Here is a 23,752-nt window from a genome sequence, read left to right as displayed (position 1 = left end):
GGAACTGATGATGAGCGAAACTCTGACCCAGGCAGTTGCCCGTGAAATCCGTGCCCCGCAGGGGAGTGAACTGCACTGCGCCAACTGGCTGATTGAAGCGGCTTACCGCATGATCCAGAACAACCTCGATCCCGACGTGGCCGAACGCCCGGAAGATCTGGTGGTGTACGGCGGCATCGGTAAAGCAGCGCGTAACTGGGAATGCTTCGAGCAGATTCTGCGTTCATTGCGCGCATTGCAGCCGGAAGAGACCTTGCTGATCCAGTCGGGCAAACCGGTCGGCGTATTCCGTACCCATGCCGACGCGCCGCGTGTACTGCTGGCCAACTCCAACCTGGTGCCACACTGGGCGACCTGGGATCATTTTCACGAGCTGGATAAAGCTGGCCTGATGATGTACGGCCAGATGACCGCCGGATCCTGGATCTACATTGGTGCCCAGGGCATCGTGCAGGGAACCTACGAGACCTTCGTTGAAGCCGGTCGCCAGCATTACGACAACGATCTGAGCGGGCGCTGGATCCTGACCGCCGGTCTGGGTGGCATGGGCGGCGCACAACCACTGGCTGGCGTACTGGCCGGTGCCTGCGTGCTGGCGATCGAGTGCCAGGAATCCCGTATCGATTTCCGTCTGCGCACCCGTTATGTCGACCACAAAGCCTATACCCTCGACGAAGCGTTGCAGCTGATCGACGACGCCACCAAAGCGAAGAAAGCCATTTCGGTTGGCCTGCTGGGCAATGCGGCGGAAATCCTGCCGGAACTGGTGAAACGTGCCAAAGCAGGCGGCATGAAACCGGATATCGTTACCGACCAGACCTCCGCGCACGATCCGGTGAACGGTTACTTGCCAATTGGCTGGGATGTGGATCGCTGGCAGGCCGAGCGTGCCAGCAACCCGAAAGTGGTAGAAAAAGCGGCGCGTGCCTCAATGGCGACTCATGTCCAGGCGATGCTCGACTTCTGTCATATGGGCGTGCCGACCGTCGATTACGGCAATAATATTCGTCAGGTGGCGCTGGATGAAGGGGTGGAAAACGCCTTTGATTTTCCGGGCTTTGTACCGGCCTACATCCGTCCGCTGTTCTGTGAAGGCAAAGGCCCGTTCCGTTGGGTAGCGCTGTCGGGAGATCCGGAAGATATCTATAAAACCGACGCCAAACTGAAAGAACTGTTCCCGGAACATAAGACCCTGCATCGCTGGCTGGATATGGCGCAGGAGCGTATCGCGTTCCAGGGCTTACCGGCTCGTATCTGCTGGCTGGGGCTGGGTGAGCGTCATAAAGCGGCGCTGGCATTCAACGAGATGGTGCGCAATGGCGAGCTGAAAGCACCGATTGTGATTGGTCGTGACCACCTTGACTGCGGCTCGGTCGCCTCACCGAACCGTGAAACCGAAGCGATGAAAGATGGCTCGGATGCGGTATCCGACTGGCCGCTGCTCAACGCCCTGCTGAACACCGCAGGCGGTGCGACCTGGGTCAGCCTGCATCATGGCGGCGGCGTGGGCATGGGCTTCTCGCAACATGCTGGCGTGGTGATTGTCTGCGACGGCAGTGCCGAAGCTGATGTGCGCCTGGCACGTGTGTTGTGGAACGATCCGGCCACCGGCGTGATGCGTCATGCGGATGCGGGATACGAGCAGGCGCAGGCTTGTGCGAAGGAGCATGGGCTGAACCTGCCGATGCTGAAATAACCTATAGGGCGGGCGTCAGGCCCGCCATTTTTTTGCCTGTCTTTGCGCGATAAATCGCGCCGCAACGATTACATGCGTTCTTTTATCTTTTCACGTCACTTTTTATTCCATTTGGCTATAGCCTATAGCCAAATTATCCCGTTTCGCGATAGACGCCGCCCCGCGCTTGCCACTACAGTGAGAAGATAATTTTTTGCAGTACCTACTCATGGACGTACTGCTGATAATGGAGAATCCTGCCCTATGACCCTGCCTGCCACTCTGCTGGAAAACGCCCTGCGTTGGCGTCGCCAGCTCCATCAACATCCTGAACTGGGTTACCAGGAACAACGTACCAGCGAACTGGTGGCGCAGGTGTTGAACGATGCCGGTTTGCAGGTATTTCGTGGGCTGGCGGGCACCGGGGTGATTGGCACGCTGGAAAATGGCCCGGGACCGGTGATTGGCCTGCGTGCGGATATGGATGCGCTGCCGATCACGGAAAAAGGCGATCCACAGTGGAAATCGACCCGCCAGGGCGTGATGCACGCCTGTGGTCATGATGGTCACACGGCGGTACTGCTGGCGACTGCCTGTCATCTGGCGGCGACGCGCCAGTTCAGCGGCACGGTGCATTTTATCTTCCAGCCCGCCGAGGAGAACCTGGGCGGCGCACGCAAGATGGTGGAAGAAGGTCTGTTCCAGCGCTTCCCGATGGATGCGGTCTACGCCATGCATAACTGGCCCGGCCTGCCGGTTGGATCGCTGGCGGTGAATGCCGGGGCGATGATGGCCTCGCTTGATTCGTTTGAAATCACCCTGCACGGCAAGAGTTGCCATGCGGCGATGCCAGAAAGCGGTGCTGACCCGATGGTGGTGGCGGCTGAGCTGATTATGGCGCTGCAAACCATTCCATCACGCCGTCTGTCGCCGCTGGCATCGGCGGTGGTGAGCGTAACGCAAATTCATGGCGGTGAGGCGATTAACGTCATCCCTGAACAAATCGTGTTACGCGGCACGGTGCGCTGCTTGCAAACCGACGTGCGTAACAAGGTACGGGGCCTGATCGAGGATTTTGTCAGCACGCTGCCGCGCCCGTTTGGCGTCAGCGGTGAGATTCACTGGTATCCGGGCTATCCGGTCACCGCCAACCATCCACAACCGGCTGAACAGGTGCGTCAGGCAGCGGTAAACTTACTTGGCGAGCAACTGGTACACTGGCAGGTGAATCCGTCGATGGCGTCTGAGGATTTCGCCTGTATGCTGGAAGCCTGTCCGGGTGCCTACTTCTGGCTGGGTGCCGATGGTGCCACACCGTCGGCACCACTGCACAACGCCAGCTACGACTTCAATGATGAACTGCTGCCCATCGGCATCACCTTCTGGCAGCAGTTGGTGGAGAGTACGCTGAAAAAAGCCTGATTCTCAAATTCCCGCCTGGTTAAGACGCTGTTCCGCATCAGCCAGGCTGGCGCTTTCACCGCTGGCGACCAGGCAGCAGGCCAGCTGCAAACGCAACGCCTGTGGCACCACACGTTCCCCTGCCAGCACTGCTCGGATCCAGCTTGCGGTATCCAGCGCGCTTTTAGACACTGGCAGTTCAACCTCCCACTCCGGTTGACGCGCAACCCACTCTTCCGCCTCCGCATTGGCACCCTGAATGTAGCTGATTGCCGGGCAGCGTTGCGGGTTAGCGTAGACCTCCCCTTCAGTGCCGTTCAGCAGCAATCCGGGCGCATCGATATCCTGAAAGAATTTGCCGACACGCGGCACATATTCCGGGTGGGATACGCTGGCAATCCGCAGCGCCGCCCGCTCAGCAAACGGCGTCGCCAGTTTCGCCAGCGTATGTGCGCTATTCCGCACCCCCATGCGCCAGCGTAGCGACAGCTGTTTCGCCATCGGCGGGCACAGATGATCGATAGTGATAAACGCCAGCTCGCCGTTATCCAACTGTGCCTGCGCCTGTTGTACGCTGGTCACCGGGTTGATATCCAGCGCCGCCAGCACCGCTTCACTGGTGACGCGCGTCGGGTCATCACTGATGCCATGCATCAACACCGGAAAGCCGAGTTTGACCAGCAGCAACGCCAGCAACGGTGTCAGGTTGCCCTGGCGGCGTGCGCCGTTATAGCTGGGAATGACGATCGGCATCGGACGACCAGCAGGCGCATGCAGGCGCATCATCTGTTGCTGCATCGCCTGATAAAAGCCGCGCATCTCTGCCTCGCCTTCCCCCTTGATACGTAGCGCAATCAGCACACCACCCAGCTCGAGATCCGGCACCTCTCCCGCCAGTATCGCGCTGTACAGCGCCACGGCGGTGTCAAAATCGATATCGCGCGCGTGATTTTTCCCGCGCCCGATTTCTTTAATAATTTTATTCAGTTCCATCAGGGGTTTCCGCTGCCAGGTTACGCCGCATCTCGGTGGCCAAAGGGGTGTTGTTTTGTTGTGCTAAACCGTCTGCCACCTGCTGGCGATCCGTCAGGCTGCGGTTTTGATTGAGTTTCCACTTACCTTCACGTTGGGTCACGCGAATTTCCACCCCGACAATCGCTTTGATCATGCTGTCGAGGTACGCTGCGGGCGCATCGCTCACCGCCCACGGCTGTGGCATGCCCTGCTCCTGCTGCCCGGTCAACGCCGATACCTGCGCCCGTAGCCAATCCGCATTGTCATGGCGGATAAGCGAACCACGGCAGTGCAGCGTCAGGTAGTTCCAGGTCGGTACCGCTTTGCCGCTGCGTGCCTTTTCTTCATACCAGGCTGGGGTGATATAGCCCTGTTCGCCCTGGAACACCACCAGTACTGTTGCGCCATCTTCCAGCGCTTTCAGATGCGGGTTAGCACGCGATAAATGTCCCTGTAACACCCACTCGCCCTGCGCGTCGACCTGTAATAAAAACGGCAACGGCGTCGCCAGCGGACCATCAGTTCCGTTAGATAGCAACAAACCCAGCGGATGGCGTAGTACCAGTTGACGCTGCGCTTCGGCATCTGGCTGGTTAAACGCCCGTGGCGTGTACAACATGCTCAACTCCTTCTGCTTGCGCGCCTTCTGCGTGGCGCTGCCTCGGATGTCGCCTCAGGCATTGGCGGCTGTTCAATCGGGAACACCGGCAATGCAGCCAGCAGACGGCTGCCATAGGGCTTGCTGATTAAGCGTCGATCGTAAATGACGATTTCACCGAAGCATTGATGACTGCGAATCAGGCGGCCTACCTGCTGGATCAGGGTAAATGAGGCGCTGGGTAAACTTTGTACTTCAAACGGGTAGCGTCTGAGGCTCTTCAGCCACTCCCCTTCAGTCAAAATTACCGGACTGTCCACCGGGGGAAAAGCGATTTTATGAATATGCACCTGCGTCAATAGATCGCCTTTCAGATCCAGCCCCTCGGCAAAGGATTGCAGGCCGACCAGAATGCTGGTTTTCCCCTGCTCCACCCGTTGACGATGCAGCTCCACCAGCCGATAACGTGGCTGGTCTCCCTGCACCAGCATCGACAGGCGCAAGTCGGTAACGTGCGTGAGAAACTGCTGCATGGCACGGCCACTGGCGAACAACACCAGTACCCCTTTATGTTTCTCTTCCGCCATCTGCGCGCGGAAAAAACGGGCCATCTCGGCGATGTGATCCGCTTCGTGGCTCATCAGCGGTTCATACTGCATCTGTGGGATCACCAGCTTGCCCTGGTCGACATGCTGAAACGGTGAGTCGAGCGCCACAAAGCGGTCGCCCGCCTTCTCATTCAGCCCTGACATCTCCTGGAGCCGGTTAAAGCTATTCAGCGAACGCAACGTGGCGGACGTCACCACCACATGGGGAATTTTGCGCCACAGCAGTTTCTCCAGCTGATCGCTGACGCGAATCCCGGCGCAGTGAAACAATAAATGCGCCTGCCCGTCGCGCAGTTCGCGCGTTACCCATTTGGAGACCGGCGCGTTAGAGGCTTTCTCCATCGCTGCCAGTCGCCACAGCTTGCTGATGGATTCAAACCAGCCAAAGTGACGGTTAAGCTGCAAAATCGCTTTATGCAGCCGCATGATGTCGGCCTTACCGGTTTGATCGCCCAGCTCATTCAGCAATCCTTCCGCCAGACCACGTAGCGCGTCGCTGAGTTTGAACAACCGCGCGCACATCGTCAGCAACTCTTCCGGTAATGCACCCAGCACAAAGCGAAACTCGCCCGGCTGGTTATGGGCGGGCAGCAGCGGGTTCAGTGCGTTGCATAGCGTCTGCAACAGTTCGCGCAGCTCGTCGCAGTGACCTTTCAACCGTTCCGGATTGGTCAGCGGTGGCGGGGATTTAGGGCGGAACTGCGCCATGATGGTTTCCACCAGACGCACAAACAAATCCAGTTGCAGGCTGCTCCAGCCAGGGGTGATCTCTGCACTCATCTCCAGCGCATCGCGCGCCACTTCTGGCAGATGATGGCCTTCGTCCAACACCAACATCAGATGTTTCGCGGGCGGCAGCACCGACTCGTTTTCCATTGCCGCCATCACCAACGCGTGGTTCGCCACCACCACATCGGCCTGTTCGATCTCACGCCGTGCCACAAAGAACGGGCATTCGCGATACCAGCGGCAGTGGTGGCCCAGGCAGTTGGCTTTGTCGGTGGACAGGCGCTGCCACAGGCTGTCATTGATGGCGACATCGGTATGATCCCGCAACCCATCCCACTGATAGCAGCTGAGTTGTTTTTCCAGCCCGGCACACAGTTTCTGCTCCTCTTTGGAGCCAGTCACCGCTTCTTCATCGAGATACAACAGCAAATCGCCCTGCTGGTCTTCGCTGGCCGCCAGCGCGGCAAGGTTGCGCGGACAGACGTAGCGCCCACGCCCAAATGCGGCGGTAAAGGTAAGATCGGGAATGATTTTTTTCAGTAACGGCAGGTCCTTACTGAAGATTTGATCCTGCAACGCCACGTTGGCGGTACTGATTACCAGCCGCTTCTCTTCCGCACGGCTGACGGCAATGCCAGGAATCAGATACGACAGGGTTTTACCCACCCCGGTGGGCGCTTCAATCGCCAGGTGACGGCCTTCGTCACCGGCCAGGCTTTTCGCCACTTCGGCGATCATCTGACGCTGTGGCGCACGCGGAATAAAGTCAGGAACCTGCTGTTGCAGCGCCTTATACCATTGCGCAATCTGGCTTTTTATCGCTGCTGTCAGGGCCATTATCATTGACTTCTTACGGGAAATTGCCTGTATTTTTACACAGTATCGCCGCAGCGTCAGCTTTCGCTGCTATTTTTTCGTGCTGGATTCAGGATTTCACGCATGGCGCGGATCAGCGTTTCGCGCGCACGCCCACGGCGGAACGCAAAGGAAAACGGCGCGCGGAAGTGGAAATGCTGCGGCAGCAGGCGACAGAGCGCCCCCTGCTGCTCCCAGCTACGCGCGTAGTGTTCCGGCAGATAGCCGATAAACCGCCCACTGAGGATCAGCGTCAGCTGCGCCTCGATACTCTCCACCGACGCATTGGTCTGACGAAAGCCGCGTTTATTCAATTCCTGCTGGTTCCAGTAACGCCGCGTCACCATGCCAGTTTGTTGCACGGTACGCACATCAGGCGCGCCCTGCGCCAGCGTATGCTGCGGGCTGCAATATAACCAATGTTGTTCTTCGTACAGCGGAATCGTCACCAGGTTGCTGGCGCGTAGGGGAAAGTGACCGATTGCCAAATCGAGCCGATCTTCCAGCAATTGTTGTTGCAGCTCATTGGGATCGCGCACGCTGAGGTTGAAAAACACCGCCGGAAAACGTTGATTAAAACGGGCGATGGCAGCGGGTAAATCCAGCGTGCTGTCGGTAACGGTGGCATCCACCACGCCAAGGGAAAAGGTGCCGCCCTGTGCGCTTTTCAGCGTCTCTACCTGCTCCTGCCAACCGGCCAGCGTCGCCAGCATCTCCTGACTGTAGCGGTAAAACTGCTCCCCTTTGCTGGTCAGGGTAAAACCGCCGCGCCCGCGCTGACAGAGAATGAAACCGAGTTGGGTTTCCAGTTCGCTCATATAGGCGCTGATGGCCGGGGTGGTCATATTCAACGCCTGCTGGGCGCGCGAATAGCCCTGGTTTTCTACCACGCTGGCGAATACCTGGAGCAGTTTAAGATTGGGTAATGTTTGCATAGTAAAATTCCCCGTAGCGGCGCGATTTATCGCGCAATCCTGTGCATGCTGGCGGAAAAACCTGCGCGATAAATCGCGCCGCTACGTTAGTCTCTCCCTTTTTCTTCAGAGATTGCTGGTTAAAGTTAAGTAATCTCTGAAGTGATTATCTGCTGTCAAGGATTTTTCCCGCAGGGCCGCCGGGTAATGATGTCAGCCTGTTCAATTTAAGGAGCCGGTCATGACCCATTTTCCCCAACCGCAGGGCGGCAATGAGATGCCGCGTTTCGCCGGACGCGGCACCATGATGCGTTTACCGGCCAGTGAGTCCCCCGCCGATCTGGATGTGGCGTTTATCGGCATCCCGCTGGATATCGGCACCTCGCAGCGCAGTGGCACCCGTTACGGGCCACGCGCCATCCGCGCCGATTCGGTGATGATCCGTCCTTACAATATGGCAACCGGGGCAGCGCCGTTTGATTCGCTGCGCGTCGGCGATCTTGGCGATGTGCCGATCAATACTTACAGCCTGCTGAAATCGGTGGATATTATTGAAGCGTTTTACAGCGATCTAAACTCATGGCCGCTGATTCCGCTGACGCTGGGCGGCGACCACACCCTGACGTTGCCGATTCTGCGCGCGTTGGCGAAAAAACATGGTCCGATGGGGCTGATCCACGTGGATGCCCATACCGACACCAACGATGAGATGTTTGGTGAGAAAATCGCCCACGGCACCACCTTCCGCCGCGCGGTGGAAGAAGGTTTGCTCGATTGCCAGCGCGTGGTACAGATTGGACAACGCGCGCAGGGCTATGCCGCTGATGATTTTCAATGGGGCATTGATCAGGGCTTCCAACTGATCCCCGCCGAGCAATGCTGGCATCGTTCGCTGACGCCACTGATGGCGGAGGTACGCGCCCGCATCGGCAGTGGCCCGGTGTATCTTTCCTACGATATCGACAGCTTTGATCCCGCCTGGGCACCCGGCACCGGCACGCCGGAAGTGGGTGGACTGACCTCGATGCAAGGGCTGGAGATCGTGCGTGGCTGTCGCGGTTTGAATCTGGTGGGTGGCGATCTGGTGGAAGTATCACCGCCGTATGACCAAAGCGGCATGACCTCACAGCTGGCAGCCAATATCCTTTATGAGATGCTGTGCGTGTTGCCCGGCGTCCGTTACACAGAGAAGAAGCAATGACACAAATGAATCTGGTGTTCCCGGCCCGCGTATTGCGCGGTGCGGGGGTGATTAATCAGTTGGGTGAAATCTGTGCCAGCCTTGGGCAGCGGGCGCTGCTGATCGGCGGCCATCAGGCACTGCATGCGGTGGAAGCCCAGGTGCGCGCCCAACTACTGGCGGCAGATGTGACGCTGCTGGCGCAGGAGTGGTTTGGCGGTGAAACCTCGATCAACCACATCAACCGGCTGGCGGCCATCGCTACCGAGTTGCAGACGGAGGTGATTATCGGTGTCGGCGGCGGTAAATCGCTGGATACCTGTAAAGCGGTAGCGGCACAGCTTGGCCTGCCGGTAGTGACCATCCCCACCATCGCGGCGACCTGTTCGGCGGTAACACCGCTAAGCATTCGCTACGATGATAACGGCAACTTCTTTGATATCTTCCCGTTGCCGCAGGCACCGGCAGCGGTGGTGATTGACAGCACGCTGCTGGCAAAAGCACCTCCGCGCTGGCTGGCTGCCGGGCTGGGCGATACCCTGGCGAAATGGTATGAATTTCGCGCCGTCAGCACCCGTCATCCGGCAAAAGAAGGCAACGCGCTGTCATCACTGGCGCACAGCAAGATCTGCTATGACGTGATTGCCGAACACGGCCAGGCCGCCTATGCCGCCGTGCTGCGCGGTGAAAACGGTGCATCACTGGATCAGGTTCTGGACGCCATTTTTACCTGGGCCGGGTTAACCTCGCTGATGAGCAACGGTGCGCACGCCGCAGCCTCGCATGCCATCTACGAAGGCTTTACCTTCTGCGATAAGACGCGCGAGTTTGGTCATGGCCTGTTGGTCGGCTTCGGCAACCTGTGCCTGCTGGCACTGGAGCATCGCAGCGACGATGAAGTGCTGGCGGAAATGCGTCTGGCACGCGATTGTGGCGTGCCGCTGCAACTTGGCGAAATTGCCGATCTGGATGCTGCCGAGCTGGCGCTGATTGTGCGGGAGTCGGTACATGCGCCGGATATGGCAAATATGGCGGAAACGGTGACGGAAGAACGGTTGCTGGCGGCAATCGCACGCGTTGAAAAATTGGCAATACAAGTGTAGCGACGCGATTCATCGCGCGGTTTTTTCCCACATCGTGCACGAGATGGCGCGATAAATCGCGCCGCTACGGAACGATTTATCGCGCGGATTTACTGAGCGTTAACTGCCAACAACATCGTAACTTCAGTGACGTCGCTGATGCCATCCAGCGCCATACAAACCGCTTCCAACTGCGCCACCTGCGCTTCTGGCAGCACGCGCACCGCCAGGCTACGGTATTTCTCCAGTAGCGCGTCCAGGCTCAGCGGGTTAGCGGGCGCACCAGAGGGCACCGCCACATGCTGCTGCCACTGCGCGCCCTGCACCGTCTCCAGCCGCACCCAGGGTTCGGCATCACGGTCCTGCTCCGGGTCGATCACCAACTCCACCCGCGCCATCAGCGCTTCTGCGTCAGGATGTTGGCGTTTAGCATCATCATAGCTGGCTAAGTCAGCCGCGCCATACAGCGCGCGCGCCGTCAGCGCATATGGCAAACTCATCTGCGCCGCCGCCAGGCTGGCGACATCACGGGTGCCGCACATCTCCAGCAAAAACGGGTTCAACCCCACCACAATGCGTGCAATGTCCGTCGTCGTCAGCGGTTGCTGTTGCAGCATAATACCTAGCGCATCAATCGCCGAATGGGTGCCGCGACAGGCCGCATAGGGTTTGATCGAACAACGCGCCAGCTTCCACACCACGCCCAGATCGGCCACCAACGCCTCAGGTTGCTGCGTGTCTGCGGCCAGGGTTTGCAGGAAACCACCCCAACGCGGCTCAAATACCGCCGCGGGACCATTGATGCCACGCTGCGCCAGCAGTGCTGCCTGCACCCCGCCCTCTGCCGCACGCGCTGCATGCAGTTTTTTGGTGTGTGAGCCGTCGTGAATAAACCCCCACAGCCCACCGCTAAAGCTCGCCGCAATCCCCAGTGCCGAGGCGCTTTGTGCCGAACTGAGTTGCAGCAACGAACACACCGCCGCCGCCGCGCCGAAGACGCCACAACTGGCGGTGGAGTGCCAGCCCGCGCCGTTATGCGCCGAATAACCGCCGCAAGCTTCCAGCACCCGGCGACCGATGTCATAACCGATGACCATCGCGGTGAGCAGCGCCTGACCACTCACCGGCTGCGGTGCCAACGGCAACACTGCCAGCAGCGCCGGGATCACCACCGCGCCGGAATGATCGCAGCCACCAGTGTCGTCCAGCTCGTACATATGCGCCGCTACGCCGTTCAGCCACGCCGCCTGACGGGCATTGACCTGTTGCGCACTGCCCCACACCTGCGCCTGAGCATAACCGCCCTCGGCCTCGACCAATGCCAGGCATTCGCGCCAGATCGGGCTATCACTGCCCGCCAGCGAGGCGCCCAGGGTATCGAGGAAGTGACGTTTAGCCTGTTCCACCAGTGCCACGGGCAGTTGGTCAAAACGGGTTTCAGCGATAAAACTCGCCAACTGATTAAGCATTGATCTCTCCGGTCACGCGGGTGAAGACTTCAGCCGGATGATCCGGGCCGTTGTCGGGCTGGCTCTGCCAATGCGCGGCCACTTGTTGCGCGGTGGCGATCCACACGTTGTGTTGTTGCAGCGTGTCGAGAAGCGATCGCAGCAGACCAATGCGTCCGGCCGTACCGATGATTTCCGGGTGCAGACGCAGCAGGTAGCACAGGCCAAAGCGGTGGAAACCGCGAAAATCCTGGGTCAGGTTATCGAGGGTTTCGCCGTAGGGGGCGATACGCGACTGCCCCGGCGGAATCGCCGGGCTGAGGTTAAAGGCAAAATAGGGTTCGTCTTCCAGCGTATAATGCATCGGCAGTTCCACCAGCCGTGTGCCGGGGTGGAAATAGGGCAGGTCATCACCGCGCCAGCTGGAAGACCAGCGAATGCCCCGCTCAATCAGCGCCTGAGCGAGGCCCGGTTTCCACTGCCCTGCCGGGGTACGAAAACCCTGTATCGCTTGACCGGTGATCTGCGCCAGTTTGTCGCAGCCGCGCGTGATGCTGGCGATCTGCTGCTCCAGCGTCAGGCTGGAGAAGTCTTCATGACGGTCGCCGCTACAGGCGATTTCATGGCCGTCAGCGATAATGCGTTGTACCAGCGCTGGCTGCTCCTCCGCCACAATCGCCGGTAAGCACCAGCTGGCTTTCAGCTGTTTTTCCGCCAGCAGGCTCAGCAAACGCTCGACGCCACGCAGCGTGCCATAGCGCCACACCGACAGGGTTTTGTCGCGCCCTGCCACCGCCGGAGCCTGGGTGAGAATGCCGTGAATATCGTTAAAATCGATGGTGATAATCGCTGCCGACTGGAAGCCCAGCGGCCAGCGGGAAGATTCAGTCATGCTGCTGCTCCTGCAAGTACCACTGCGCCACCGCATCGCAGCGCGCAAACCACACGTCATCGCGAGCAGTCATATGTTCAAACAGCTGCTCCAGCAGCAGCAAACGCCCTGGCTGGCCGGAGATTTTGGGATGGAACAAGGTGGTCAGGCACAAACCTTCATCCATCGCGCCATCAAATTCGCGCTGCCAGTTGTCGCGGGTATGAGCATAGCTGGCAATGCGATCGCCACCTTTCGGAAAGTCCGGCTGGCGCGTATAGGCCAGCGAGGCGTAATCATCCATCTCCCATTTGCCGGGGATCTCCACCAGCGGCGTGTGCCCGGCTACCGGAATGCTGTACGGACGATCGTCGCCGCGCATGCTGCTGGAGTAGATCACCCCAGCTTCACGCAGGATCTGCGGCGTTTCCGCATGCCAGTCGCCTGACGGCGTACGGAAACCACAGGCGGTAATACCGAGATATTGCTTAAAGATCGCCGCCGATTTCGCCATCACCGCCCGTTGTTCTTCAGGTGAGATCGACCAGAAAGATTCATGGCGATAACCGTGATAAGCCACTTCGTGGCCTTGTTCGATAATCGCCTGACACTGCTGCGGCCACTGCTCCACCACCCACGCGGGAACAAAGAAGGTGGCGGGCAGCTGGAACGCCCGCAGCAGATCGAGCAAACGCCCGAGCGCGCGGTACGGCCCGTAAGCACCAAAGGTGAAATACTCTGGCGTCGACCACAGGCTGCCATTCAACATGGCATCGCCGGTGGGACCATCAAGATCAAACGCCAGCGCCATACAGCCGCGCTTGCCTTCTGGCCAGCGCACTGCGCCCGGTTGTTGCATCAGCGCCTCCTGTTAGCCCTGGTTTACCGTGGCCTTTGCCACACCGTTATCGCTCAGACCCCATTTGCTAAGGATCTTCTGGTAAGTCCCATCGGCGATCATCGCATCCAGCGCACCCTGCACGGCGGTGGTCAGATCCGCTGCATCTTTACCCATCGCCATGCCGGTGTACTGGAAGGAGAAGGCTTTATCCAACGGCTTAAAGGTGCCTTTTTCCAGGTTCATGATGTACGGCAGGGTTTCGCTACCTTGTACGGCGGCATCCAGACGGCGCTGACGCAGCTGGGTACGAGCATCGGCGGTGCCTTCTGCGCCCACCACTACAATGGCCGGTTTACCGGCGGCTTCGCAGTGCTCTTTACTCCAGTTGGCAATCTCTTGCGGGAAGGTGGTGCGACGGCTGGTGCCTACGCGCTTGCCGCACAGATCCATCGCGCTGTTGATGTCGCTACGCGCGGATAAGGTGTAGAACTGCGGGCCGGTTTTGAAGTAGTCGATAAAGTTGACCACCTTCTGGCGCTCTTTGGTGTCAGTCATACCGGACATCACCATATCAACACGTTTGGTTACCACCGCGTTGACCATCTGTTCAAAGGCGATCTCCTGCCAGTTGATCTTGACGCCCAGCTTCTGACCAATCGCCATACCGAGATCGTAATCGACGCCAGTCAGCTGGTTGCTGGCCGGATCTTTAAAGTCCATCGGCGGATAGTTCGGCATGATCGCCACGGTCAAACCTTTCTCTTTGATCGACGCCGGCACCGCGATGTCGGCCCAGGCAGACGATTGCAGCAGCAGCGCGGCACTTACGGCACTCAATAACAGTTTTTTCATTCAAATCACCCCGGTCAGTTAAAGAAGAATCGCGTTGATAAAGTTTTTCATCCGTGGATTTTGCGGGTTCAACAGAATGTCTTCCGGTGCGCCCTGCTCGATAATGCGTCCCTCATCCATAAACACCACCTGGTTCGCCACTTCGCGGGCAAAGCCCATCTCGTGGGTAACAACCAGCATGGTGGTGCCCTCTTTTGCCAGTTGACGCATCACCGCCAGCACTTCACCGACCATTTCCGGATCGAGCGCCGAGGTGGGTTCATCAAACAGCATGAGTTTCGGTTTCATCGCCAGCGCGCGGGCAATCGCCACTCGCTGCTGTTGGCCGCCAGACAATGACTGGGGATAGTCATGGGCCTTGTGCGCCAGACCGACACGATCCAACAGCGCCATCGCCTCTTCGCTGGCTTCACGCTTCGGGCGCAGCAGCACGCGACACGGCCCTTCGATGATGTTTTCCAGCGCGGTTTTATGCGGGAACAGGTTGAAGCGCTGGAATACCATGCCGGTTTGCAAACGCTGGCGAGCAATCTGCTTATCACTCAGCGGGTAGAGTTTGTTGCCATTGATGCGGTAGCCCGCCAGTTCGTTGTCAACCCAGATACCGCCCTGATCGACTTTCTCCAGCTGGTTAATGCAGCGCAAAAAGGTACTTTTGCCGGAGCCGGATGGCCCGAGAATGCACATCACCTCGCCGTAATTCACTTCAAGGCTGACATCCTTTAAGGCGTGGAACTGGTCGAAATATTTGTTCACCTTGACGGCGCGCACGATGTTTCTCATCTCTCACTCCTTAGTGATGACGGCGATGGCCGCGTGAGAAGTAGCGTTCCAGCTGGCTCTGGCCGAACGACAACACCGTCACCACGATCAGATACCAGATACCGGCCACGAACAGCAGTTCCATCACGCGCGCGTTGGCAAAGTAGATGTTCTGGGTGTTGTAGAGCAGTTCCGAGTATTGAATCATGCTCGCCAGACTGGTGGTCTTGATCATGCTGATAAATTCATTGCCCACCGGCGGCAGGATGACGCGCATCGCCTGCGGCAGGATGATGCGCTGCAACGCCTGTAAACGTGGCATGCCGATGGCTTTGGCCGCTTCGTACTGGCCGGTATCCACCGACAGCAGACCGGCACGCACCACTTCGGAGGTATACGCCCCCTGGTTGATGCTCAGGCCAAGCAGCGCGGCGAGGAACGGCGTCATCACCGTGACGGTTTGTACGCTGAACACGCCGGGAATGCTGATGGTAGGAAACACCAGCGCCAGGTTGAACCACAGCAGCAGTTGCAAAATCAGCGGCGTACCACGGAAGATCCAGGCGTAACCGACCGCGATGTAGTGCAACACCGGGTTGGGCGACATGTACATGATGGCGGTGATCACCCCGAACAACACGCCGAAGCCCATCGCCAGCACTGACATAATCAGGGTGTTCACCACCCCATCGAGAATCGCTTTGGCGGTAAAGAACTGGCCGACAAACGACCATTCAATATTGCCGTGCGCAAAGGCGTTAACCAGCAGCGCCAGCAGGATCAGGATCACTGCCGAGGCCGTGATGCGGCCGTAGTAACGGCGCGGCACCACCTGATAACGATCGAGATCGTAATGCGGCGGGCTGCTGGCGTTATGGGTTGCAGTCGTGGTCGATTGCGACATCAGCGTCTCCTCAGGCGCGCGGGCCAGCATAGTCGTCAGCCCACTGCTGCTGGGCTTGCATCAGGGTTTGCAGACGCGCCAGCTGCTCGCGTACACGCTCAGGTGCCGTTCCGCCGTAACCGTTACGTACCGCCAGTGCGGACTCCAGCGTCAATGCGCCGCGCACTTCGGCGGTCAGACGGCTATCGACTGCCTGCAACTGCGCATCGTTGAGATCGGACAGACCACAGCCCTCTTGCTCGCACCGTTGCACCAGTTGGCCGGTGATTTCATGGGCTTCACGGAACGGCACGCCGCGCATCGCCAGCCAGTCGGCCACTTCGGTTGCCAACGTGAAGCCATCCGGTGCCTGCTCGCGCATTACCTCGGTGTTGAATTTCAGCGTTGCCATCATGCCCGCCATCGCGGGCAGCACCAGCAACAGGGTGTCGACGGCGTCAATCACGTTGCGTTTGTCATCGCTCAGGTCGCGGTTGTAGGAGAGTGGCATCGCTTTCATGGTGGTGAGCAGCGCCGTCAGGTTGCCGACCAGGCGACCCGAACGACCGCGCGTCAGCTCGGCGATATCCGGGTTCTTTTTCTGCGGCATGATCGAGCTGCCGGTAGCGTAGCTGTCGTGCAGTTCGACCCAGCGGAACTGACGCGATGCCCACATGCATACTTCTTCACACAGGCGTGACAGGTTGATGCCAATCATGCTGGTAACGAACAGAAATTCGGCGGCGTAGTCACGGCTGGCAACCGCATCAATCGAGTTCTCGCACGGCGCGAGATATGCCAGGTCTGCCGCTGCCAGTTCCGGCTGGCGGGCAATAGCGGAACCGGCCATGGCGGCAGCACCGAGTGGGCAACGCGCACTGCGGCGATCCCAGTCCTGCATACGTTCGATATCACGCGCAAAGGATTGCGCATGCGCCAGAAGCTGATGACCAAACACAATCGGCTGCGCCTGTTGCAAATGGGTAAAGCCCGGCGCCACGCTTTCAGTGTGCTGTGCCGCCTGCTCGACCAGCGCCTGTTGCAGCCCGAGCAGCGCAGTCACCACCTTGCGGCCGTTATCGCGCAGATAGAGACGCAGGTCGTTGACGGTCTGATCGTTACGCGAACGACCCGCACGCAGCTTGCCACCCAGCGGCCCTAAACGTTCGGTCAGCGCGCGTTCGACAAAGGTATGCACATCTTCATCCGCCGCGATGGGATGCAGCTGACCGGCGCGGAACTCAGCATCCAGCTCATCAATCGCCGCCAGCATGGTGCTCAGTTCCGCGTCGCTCAGCAGTTCGCCGCGCGCAAGTTCACGGGCATGAGCACGACAGCCAGCAAAATCGTAAGGTGCCAGGGCAAAGTAGTAATCCGGGCTACGTGACAGCGCGGTTAAACTGGCCGCCGGTGCCGCTTTAAAACGCGCACCCCATAACAGTTCTGCTTTCTCAGACATGCAATTTCCCCTTACCAATAATCAATAGCGAGATGAATTAGGTGTCAGCGATAATAAAAACTTATTTTATTGCTACGCTGGTAAACACGGCACATTTCAGGTTCACTACACTTTCACCGCAATAATTCCGGAGTTGAATAGCAAAGATGGAAAGTAAAGTTTCCCAGTCTGGAAACAATGCAATCAATCGCAGCGATAATGCGGTGCTGGCATTAAGTAATATCGATTTAAAATTGCTGCGCGTATTTAAATGCGTGGTGGAAGCCGGTGGATTAACCGCCGCCAGCCACGAGTTGAATATTGGTCTGGCGGCAATCAGTAAGCAGGTTTCCGATCTGGAAATTCGCCTTGGCATGACGCTGTGCAGCCGTGGGCGCGAAGGCTTTGAACTGACGCAGTACGGCATCAACGTCTATCAGGCGACACTGGAGCTGTTTGTCTCGCTCAATCTGTTCCGTGAACGGCTGCACAACAGCCGCAACGAGCTGCTGGGTGACATCGCCATTTGTGTGGTGGACAACACCATTTCCGATCCTCAGTCGCCGGTCACCAACGCGGTGCAGCAGTTGCACCAGAATGCACCAAAGGTGCAAATCCGTCTGCAAACGGCACAATTAGACGATATTGAACGCGGTATTAGCGAAGGCCGATTTCATTGCGGCATTGCGCCGGTGTATGAAATGAAAAGTGATTTCGATTACTTCCCGTTATATAAAGAACACTCGAAATTATATTGTTCAGCAGGCCACCCACTTTATTCCGGCAGTGCTGACCATAAAATACCCCTGACATTATTACGCGAACAAAAGGTAATAAACCATTTATATGTTACGCCACGTGATGCGCGGCGACTTATTCCATTACAGGACAGCGGTGTGCAGGCGGTTCAGGTTGAATCTGTCGCCATGCTGATTCTTACCGGCCATTTTATTGGTTATTTACCTGAACACTACGCGGCTGCGTTTATTGCACGCGGTCAGTTGTGTGAATTGGGGGATGAATCGATTCGCATGGAGAATCCGTTCTGCCTGATGATGAAGAAGGGTCGTAAAATAAATCCGATTATTAAGCTGTTTATGCAGGCGCTGGCGATCCCCGAGGCGGAGGGGGTGCACTGATTTGGTGCGCCCCCGCGCGATAAATCGCGCCGCTACGCCAGGTGCGATGATTAATCCAACACTTTACCCAGACACTGCGCCGCCGCATTGCCAACATAATGCCCAAAGGGTGCAATGGGGTGATAACCCTGGCGAGCATAAAACGCCAGCGCACGCTGATTCACCTTGCGCGTCTCCAGCCACATCGCCTGATACCCCTGCTTCCGCGCCTGCTGCTCCAGAAACTGCACCATCGCCGCACCGATGCCCTGCCCGCTATTTAACGCATACATACGTTTCAGTTCCGCTACGCCCGATTGTAACGGGCGAAACGCGCCGCAGCCCACCGGCCTGCGTTGTGCATCGCGCGCCATCACAAAACAACTCCCCTGCTGCTGCATCGCTTCGGCATCAAAGCTGGCACGACCGCTGCTACCGGTGAGTTGCGCGAGGGTGTCGGACAAACGATCTAATAGCCAGAGGGCATCCGGCTGTTGAATCGGTTCCTGCGCCACCACTATCATGCGGGCAACCGCAAGGTTTTAAACATCACCGTGGTTGCGTCCAGCACACCTTCAGTGGATTCAGCATAGTGAGGAATGGAGCCAGCAATTTGCCAGTCAAGCGACAGATAGAGATCGGTCGCCACATCACCGCTGCGCGTGTCCAGCACCAGCAAGGTTTTGCCGTTATCCGCTGCCAGCTGTTCCGCCTGCTGCATTAAGCGTCGGGCGATGCCCAGACGTCGCGCCCGTGGGTGCACCAGCAGTTTGCTGATTTCTGCACGGTGACGGCCATTGGGCATTGCGCTGTACCCCACCATCACCGTCGCCACTATTACACCGTCGCGACGTGCCACCAGCAGTTGATTATCCCCGCTGGCAAGGCTGAAAATTTTGTCCTGCCAGAAGCGTTCCATCACCGCGCGATCGTGGGCATCGATAAACCCCACGCTGGCACCCTCTGCCACACATCCCTGCAACACATCACACAATGCTGCCACCAGAGGCTGCGCCTGGCTGGCACTCAGCTGTTCGATTTCGGTCATGGTTTGCACACCACCAGAATGTAACGTGCGCCACCCTGCGGGTGCGCGGTAAAGGAGGATTTGCCGGTCAGGTGAAAACGCAGGCAGTCGCCCGCCTGGAGCGTCCAGCTTTGCGCTTCCATGCTGATAGTCAACTCGCCGGACTGTAACCAGATATGCTGTTCCAGCCCCTGAATCGGTGGCGCGTCATAATCAATGCGTGAACCCGGTTGTAACACCCCTTCCACCATTTCTGCTCTAAAATGAGTGGCAGGTGGCGAAACGTTGCGGCGCTGAAAGCCGCTCAGTTCATCAACCCAGACTGGCTGCTGTTCAGGTTTGAGCAACAAGGGGGCCTCATCCTCCACTTCGCTCAATAAACGCGACATGGTGAGGCCATAGGCGACACACAGCCGGTTAAGTAAGGCTGCCGTTGGGCTGGTCTCCGCGCGCTCAATGCGCGACAATGTGGCCCGACTGATGCCGGTGGCCATTGACAGTTCATCCAGCGACCAGCCACGTTGCAGGCGTAATTCCGCCAAACGAGCGGCCAGTCGATCTTCGGTATCTGGTTCAGACATCGCCACCTCTCAATTATGGGAAATAAATCTCACAATTGAGATAAAACCTGAAAACACGATTTCCGTCAAGTTGTACACGGAAAATTTTGTTGTACAAGTTAATCGCTACAGTTAAGGTGTGGTGATGCAGGTCAGTATGTTGAGGAAGATATGGCCTTATACAGTATCGGCGATGTTGCCGAACGCTGTGGAATCAATCCGGTAACACTTCGCGCCTGGCAGCGACGTTACGGTCTGTTAAAGCCCCAGCGCACCGAAGGTGGTCACCGCCAGTTTGACGATGAAGATGTTCAGCGAATCGAAGAGATCAAACGCTGGATAGAAAGTGGCGTGCCCGTTGGCAAGGTTAAGGCCCTGCTGGAGGGAGAACAAGTCAATGTTCACGACGGCTGGAATACCTTACAGGAGGAGCTGATGAGCGTGCTACGCCATGTCAGACCTTCCAAGCTGCGCGCCAAAATCGCCACTGTCGGACGTGAACATCCGGTAGATGCGCTTATCGATCACGTCATTGTGCCGGTTCGACAGCGTCTCGGCCTGGATCAAAACACCGCTCGCGCCATGTGCAGCTTACTCGATGGCGCGTTAATTGATTATGTGGCGTTTTGCCTGACCGGTTCGCGCAAAAAAGCGGGCAAAGATGCCCTGATGATTGGCTGGGGTGTCGATGATCGCACACGCATCTGGCTGGAGGCCTGGCGTCTGTCACAACAAGGTTGGCGTATGGATGTACTGGCAGAACCGCTGGAGCTGCCGCGCCCGGAGCTGTTCCCCGGCCAGAATCTGTTTGTCTGGACCGGTAAAAAACTGACGCGTCGCCAGCATGAACAGTTGGAACATTGGCAGGCTCAGGGTTTTAACGTCCACCTCCACGACCCCAGCACATAATAAAAAGCACACATCGGCCTTTGCCCGGGCAGATGTGCGCGTTATCATGCCGCACTCAATGACTTTTCTCAGGTTTTGACATGAACTGGCAAAAAATCTTCATCTCTACCCTGTTTGGCGTGATGGCACTTGGCGGTATGGGTGGCCTGATGCTGGTAGGCTACAGCCTTATTCTGCACACCAACTAAGCCAGCGCTGAACGCGTTCAAGCAGGCGATCGCATACCAACGCCAGCAGCGCCACCAGCAATGCCCCCTGAATCACATAGGCGGTGTTAAAGCCGCTCAGACCGATAATCACCGGCGATCCCAGACTCTCCGCGCCAACGGTTGAGGCAATCGCTGCCGTGCCAATATTAATCATCACCGACGTGCGCACCCCGGCCATCATGACCGGTGCTGCCAGCGCCAGTTCGATCTGCCATAAACGCCGCCACGGCCCCATACCGAGACCCGTCGCGATTTCGCGATTGCTGGCCGGTACGCTATCCAGCCCAGCCAGCGTACCCTGCAAAATCGGCAGCAAGCCATACAGGAACAAGGCGATCACCGCCGGTGTGGCACCAAATCCCATGACCGGCACCGCAATCGCCAGCACCGCCACCGGAGGAAAGGTCTGTCCGGCGGCCGCGAGGGTTTCCAGCAGCGGGCGAAATGCCCTTCCTTTACGCCGCGTGGCAAACACCGCACAACTCACCCCAACGACAATCGCCAGAGCACTGCCGCTGATGACCAGCAACAGATGCGCCAGTGCCAGACGCCAGAAACTGTCCTGTTGATATAACGGTCGCTCCAGTTGCGGAAACCAGTGGGCAAACAGCGGCGCGCTGTGTGGCAGCCCCCACAGCAGCAACAGAAACAACGCCAGTAGCCAGTACAACGGATCTTTTAGCCAGCGCATCAGCTCGCCTCGCGCTGGCGTAGCAAATCACTGAAGTGCAGCACGCCAAGCGGTTGCTGATGCTGATCCACCACCGGCAGCTTGTCAGTACGTCGGGCGATAAACTGCGACAGCGCCTCACGCAAGGTTAAGCCCGCGGCGATCGGTTCGGCTTCCAGCCACTCCCCGCGTCGGACCGCGTTCCCGGCCCGGCCCAGCGCCAGCAGGCGTACGCCGAGTTCGCTGTGACCAAAGAATTCCCGCGCGAAATCGCTGGTGGGTTGCGTCAGCAATTCAATCGGTTTGCCCTGCTGGACAATTTCGCCGCCATCCATCAGCACCAGGTGGTCAGCCAGGGTCAGCGCTTCGTCGATATCATGCGTCACCAACACAATGGTGCGCCCGGAAAGCCGGTGAATGCGCAACATCTCCTGTTGCAGCGCCTGACGATTGACCGGATCAAGCGCGCCGAAAGGTTCATCCATCAACAGCAACTCGGGATCCGCCGCCAGTGCACGCGCCACACCCACACGCTGTTGCTGACCGCCAGAAAGCTGATGCGGATAGCGCGTCGCCAGCTCACTATCAAGGTTCAGTAGCGTCAGCAGCTCAGCCACCCGCTCGCGGATCCGCGCCGCTGACCAGCCAAGCAGCGATGGCACCGTGGCGATGTTTTTCGCCACGTTCCAGTGTGGGAACAGACCGATGGATTGAATCGCATAGCCGATACGGCGTCGCAAGGCGCGCGCATCCATCCGTTCAATCGCTTCACCGGCAAAGCGGATCTCCCCGCTGTCATGCTCAACCAGTCGGTTGATCATCTTTAGCGTCGTGGACTTGCCGGAACCCGAGGTGCCAATCAGCACCGTAAAGCTGCCCTTTTCAATATGCAGCGACAAATTGCGTACCGCCGCTTTACCGTCGAAGACTTTGTTTACCTGGTGAAATTCAATCATGGTTGCCTCTCCAACAGCGCGGCCAGTAAACGCAGTAGCGCATCGGCGATCACCGCCAGTGCCACCACCGGGATCACCCCCAACAGCACCAAATCCAGCGCGCTACTTAATAACCCCTGAAACAAAATGGCACCAAATCCCCCGGCACCAATCAGCGCCGCCACCACCGCCAACCCCAGCGTCTGTACCACCACCACCCGCAAGCCGGAGAGCCACACCGGCAGCGCCAGTGGCAATTCGGCAAAGCAGAACTGCTGCCAGCGGCTCATCCCCATGCCGCGCGCGGTTTCCCGTACCTCCGCCGGTACTTGCTGTAAACCGGCCACCACACTGCGCACCAGCGGCAACAACGCATATAACACCAGCGCAATCAGCGCCGGGGCCATGCCGATGCCCGCGATACCCCAACTCGCCAGCAGCGGAAACTGTGCCGCCAGCCCGGCGAGTGGCGCAATCAACAGACCAAACAGCGCCACCGAGGGCACGGTCTGGATCAGGTTTAGCACGCTGAAAGCCGTTTGTTGCCAGCGGGAGCGTCGGGCAATGACGATGCCCAACGGCAGGCCAATCAACAGCGTTGGCAACAACGTGCCAGCCAGCAGTGTCAGATGCTGGCTGAAGGCAGCATCAAACACCGTACTACGGTTGGCATACTCTTTTAACAGGGAAAGTTGATTCAGGTAGCCACTCAGCAGCAGGCCAATCGGGATCAGCCACATTTGCAGATTGAGTAAGATGCGCCACGTTGTCTGGCTGCGAAGCTGACGAATCGCCTCCGCCGCCAGTAATAACGTCAGCGCCGCCGCACTCCAGAAGCCGCTGCCAAAAGCGGTACGAGCCAGCCGACTGCCGCTCTGCGCCAGCAGTGTCGCCTGGTGACCGCTTAGCCAGATCAGCAACACAAACAGGCATTCGCTACTGATCAGCAACAACAGCGCGGTGCGCCGGGCTGGCAGGAAAGTCAGCAGCCACAGCGCCAGCAACGGCAGCAACAGCCATCCCCCCTGGGGTATCTGCCACAACATCAGCGGCTGACCGGAGACCAGCCGATTCGCCGCATACGTCAGCATCGGCAGCGAAGCGAACGCCGCGCTGATTAACCCCACCAGCAGCAGAAAAACCGGTTGCGCTTGCCCGAATAATCGCGCCACC

The 23,752-nt window shown here is 58.4% G+C and carries 24 protein-coding genes; 7 read left to right on the top strand and 17 right to left on the bottom strand.

Translation table 11 applies throughout. From position 1 onward, the window contains the following. Positions 1–10: 10 nt before the first annotated feature. Both hutU and AC6I8W_RS06820 read left to right on the top strand, forming a co-directional pair. The gene (gene hutU / locus AC6I8W_RS06825) at positions 11–1,696 is read left to right on the top strand and encodes a urocanate hydratase (RefSeq protein ID WP_497838122.1); all 1,686 of its coding nucleotides are present in this window, start codon (positions 11–13) and stop codon (positions 1,694–1,696) included. 243 nt (positions 1,697–1,939) lie between these two features. Beyond that, on the top strand, positions 1,940–3,097 hold the full coding sequence (locus AC6I8W_RS06820; RefSeq protein WP_497837500.1) for a M20 aminoacylase family protein: 1,158 nt from the start codon (positions 1,940–1,942) through the stop codon (positions 3,095–3,097). A gap of 3 nt (positions 3,098–3,100) precedes the next feature. Here the strand turns inward: AC6I8W_RS06820 and ybiB are convergent, their stop codons facing one another. Genes ybiB through AC6I8W_RS06800 form a run of 4 tightly spaced genes read right to left on the bottom strand, consistent with a single transcriptional unit; the run spans position 3,101 to position 7,815 of the window. Beyond that, on the bottom strand, positions 3,101–4,069 hold the full coding sequence (gene ybiB, locus AC6I8W_RS06815; RefSeq protein ID WP_497837499.1) for a DNA-binding protein YbiB: 969 nt from the start codon (positions 4,067–4,069) through the stop codon (positions 3,101–3,103). Then, positions 4,056–4,709: an FMN-binding negative transcriptional regulator gene (locus tag AC6I8W_RS06810; RefSeq protein WP_497837498.1), complete on the bottom strand. Its 654-nt coding sequence runs from the start codon at positions 4,707–4,709 to the stop codon at positions 4,056–4,058. The genes ybiB and AC6I8W_RS06810 overlap by 14 nt, the downstream gene beginning before the upstream one ends. 2 nt (positions 4,710–4,711) lie before the next feature. Further along, positions 4,712–6,862, bottom strand: coding sequence for an ATP-dependent DNA helicase DinG (dinG, locus tag AC6I8W_RS06805; RefSeq protein ID WP_497837497.1), 2,151 nt, complete (start codon positions 6,860–6,862; stop codon positions 4,712–4,714). A 56-nt stretch (positions 6,863–6,918) separates the two neighbouring features. Then, positions 6,919–7,815: a LysR family transcriptional regulator gene (locus AC6I8W_RS06800; protein WP_497837496.1), complete on the bottom strand. Its 897-nt coding sequence runs from the start codon at positions 7,813–7,815 to the stop codon at positions 6,919–6,921. Positions 7,816–8,035: 220 nt separating this feature from the next. On the opposite strand from AC6I8W_RS06800, the gene speB reads away from it, so the two are divergent. Together speB and AC6I8W_RS06790 are read left to right on the top strand one after the other, a co-directional pair. Beyond that, complete coding sequence (speB, locus tag AC6I8W_RS06795; RefSeq protein WP_497837495.1) at positions 8,036–8,995, top strand: agmatinase; 960 nt, start codon at positions 8,036–8,038, stop codon at positions 8,993–8,995. Then, positions 8,992–10,077, top strand: coding sequence for an iron-containing alcohol dehydrogenase family protein (locus AC6I8W_RS06790; RefSeq protein WP_497837494.1), 1,086 nt, complete (start codon positions 8,992–8,994; stop codon positions 10,075–10,077). The genes speB and AC6I8W_RS06790 overlap by 4 nt, the downstream gene beginning before the upstream one ends. Positions 10,078–10,166: 89 nt before the next feature. On the opposite strand, the gene AC6I8W_RS06785 is transcribed toward AC6I8W_RS06790, so the two are convergent. From AC6I8W_RS06785 to argH, 7 genes are read right to left on the bottom strand one after another with little or no spacing between them, the layout of a single operon-like run. Then, positions 10,167–11,525, bottom strand: a complete 1,359-nt coding sequence (locus AC6I8W_RS06785; protein WP_497837493.1) for an MmgE/PrpD family protein — start codon at positions 11,523–11,525, stop codon at positions 10,167–10,169. Further along, positions 11,518–12,396: a polysaccharide deacetylase family protein gene (locus AC6I8W_RS06780; RefSeq protein WP_497837492.1), complete on the bottom strand. Its 879-nt coding sequence runs from the start codon at positions 12,394–12,396 to the stop codon at positions 11,518–11,520. Before AC6I8W_RS06780 ends, AC6I8W_RS06785 begins: the two co-directional genes overlap by 8 nt. Further along, complete coding sequence (locus tag AC6I8W_RS06775; protein WP_497837491.1) at positions 12,389–13,234, bottom strand: polysaccharide deacetylase family protein; 846 nt, start codon at positions 13,232–13,234, stop codon at positions 12,389–12,391. Before AC6I8W_RS06775 ends, AC6I8W_RS06780 begins: the two co-directional genes overlap by 8 nt. Before the next feature lie 12 nt (positions 13,235–13,246). Further along, positions 13,247–14,068 carry an ABC transporter substrate-binding protein gene (locus AC6I8W_RS06770; RefSeq protein WP_497837490.1) on the bottom strand — a complete coding sequence of 274 codons (822 nt, stop codon included), beginning with the start codon at positions 14,066–14,068 and terminating at the stop codon, positions 13,247–13,249. Between the two features lie 18 nt (positions 14,069–14,086). Next, positions 14,087–14,851 (bottom strand): amino acid ABC transporter ATP-binding protein, encoded by a 765-nt coding sequence (locus AC6I8W_RS06765; protein WP_013508406.1) that lies wholly within the window; start codon positions 14,849–14,851, stop codon positions 14,087–14,089. A 10-nt stretch (positions 14,852–14,861) separates the two neighbouring features. Then, entirely contained in the window at positions 14,862–15,734 is an 873-nt protein-coding gene (locus tag AC6I8W_RS06760) for an amino acid ABC transporter permease (protein ID WP_497837489.1), read from the bottom strand. A gap of 10 nt (positions 15,735–15,744) precedes the next feature. Next, a complete protein-coding gene (gene argH, locus AC6I8W_RS06755; RefSeq protein WP_497837488.1) occupies positions 15,745–17,172 on the bottom strand; it encodes an argininosuccinate lyase in 1,428 nt (475 codons plus the stop codon). Between the two features lie 146 nt (positions 17,173–17,318). Between argH and AC6I8W_RS06750 the strand changes: the two genes are divergently transcribed. Next, complete coding sequence (locus AC6I8W_RS06750; RefSeq protein WP_497837487.1) at positions 17,319–18,290, top strand: LysR family transcriptional regulator; 972 nt, start codon at positions 17,319–17,321, stop codon at positions 18,288–18,290. A 50-nt stretch (positions 18,291–18,340) separates the two neighbouring features. On the opposite strand, the gene AC6I8W_RS06745 is transcribed toward AC6I8W_RS06750, so the two are convergent. From AC6I8W_RS06745 to AC6I8W_RS06735, 3 genes are read right to left on the bottom strand one after another with little or no spacing between them, the layout of a single operon-like run. After that, positions 18,341–18,793, bottom strand: a complete 453-nt coding sequence (locus AC6I8W_RS06745) for a GNAT family N-acetyltransferase (RefSeq protein WP_497837486.1) — start codon at positions 18,791–18,793, stop codon at positions 18,341–18,343. Beyond that, positions 18,790–19,317, bottom strand: coding sequence for a GNAT family N-acetyltransferase (locus AC6I8W_RS06740; RefSeq protein WP_497837485.1), 528 nt, complete (start codon positions 19,315–19,317; stop codon positions 18,790–18,792). The genes AC6I8W_RS06745 and AC6I8W_RS06740 overlap by 4 nt, the downstream gene beginning before the upstream one ends. After that, positions 19,314–19,877: a helix-turn-helix domain-containing protein gene (locus AC6I8W_RS06735; protein ID WP_013508400.1), complete on the bottom strand. Its 564-nt coding sequence runs from the start codon at positions 19,875–19,877 to the stop codon at positions 19,314–19,316. The genes AC6I8W_RS06740 and AC6I8W_RS06735 overlap by 4 nt, the downstream gene beginning before the upstream one ends. A 150-nt stretch (positions 19,878–20,027) precedes the next feature. On the opposite strand from AC6I8W_RS06735, the gene AC6I8W_RS06730 reads away from it, so the two are divergent. Further along, entirely contained in the window at positions 20,028–20,765 is a 738-nt protein-coding gene (locus AC6I8W_RS06730) for a MerR family transcriptional regulator (RefSeq protein WP_497837484.1), read from the top strand. A gap of 80 nt (positions 20,766–20,845) precedes the next feature. Then, a complete protein-coding gene (locus AC6I8W_RS06725; RefSeq protein ID WP_497837483.1) occupies positions 20,846–20,953 on the top strand; it encodes a YohO family small membrane protein in 108 nt (35 codons plus the stop codon). Here the strand turns inward: AC6I8W_RS06725 and AC6I8W_RS06720 are convergent. Genes AC6I8W_RS06720 through AC6I8W_RS06710 form a run of 3 tightly spaced genes read right to left on the bottom strand, consistent with a single transcriptional unit; the run spans position 20,934 to position 23,751 of the window. Beyond that, positions 20,934–21,665 carry an ABC transporter permease gene (locus AC6I8W_RS06720; RefSeq protein WP_497837482.1) on the bottom strand — a complete coding sequence of 244 codons (732 nt, stop codon included), beginning with the start codon at positions 21,663–21,665 and terminating at the stop codon, positions 20,934–20,936. The two genes, AC6I8W_RS06725 and AC6I8W_RS06720, sit on opposite strands and share 20 nt — an antisense overlap. After that, positions 21,665–22,600 (bottom strand): ABC transporter ATP-binding protein, encoded by a 936-nt coding sequence (locus tag AC6I8W_RS06715; protein WP_497837481.1) that lies wholly within the window; start codon positions 22,598–22,600, stop codon positions 21,665–21,667. The genes AC6I8W_RS06720 and AC6I8W_RS06715 overlap by 1 nt, the downstream gene beginning before the upstream one ends. Continuing rightward, on the bottom strand, positions 22,597–23,751 hold the full coding sequence (locus AC6I8W_RS06710; protein ID WP_497837480.1) for an ABC transporter permease: 1,155 nt from the start codon (positions 23,749–23,751) through the stop codon (positions 22,597–22,599). Before AC6I8W_RS06710 ends, AC6I8W_RS06715 begins: the two co-directional genes overlap by 4 nt. Position 23,752: the final 1 nt, after the last annotated feature.

The sequence above is a fragment of the Pantoea sp. X-Soil-TKNS-1211 genome (genome assembly GCF_059730495.1).
The sequence above is the reverse complement of the archived record's forward strand: the minus strand, read 5'-3'. Positions and strand labels throughout refer to the sequence as shown.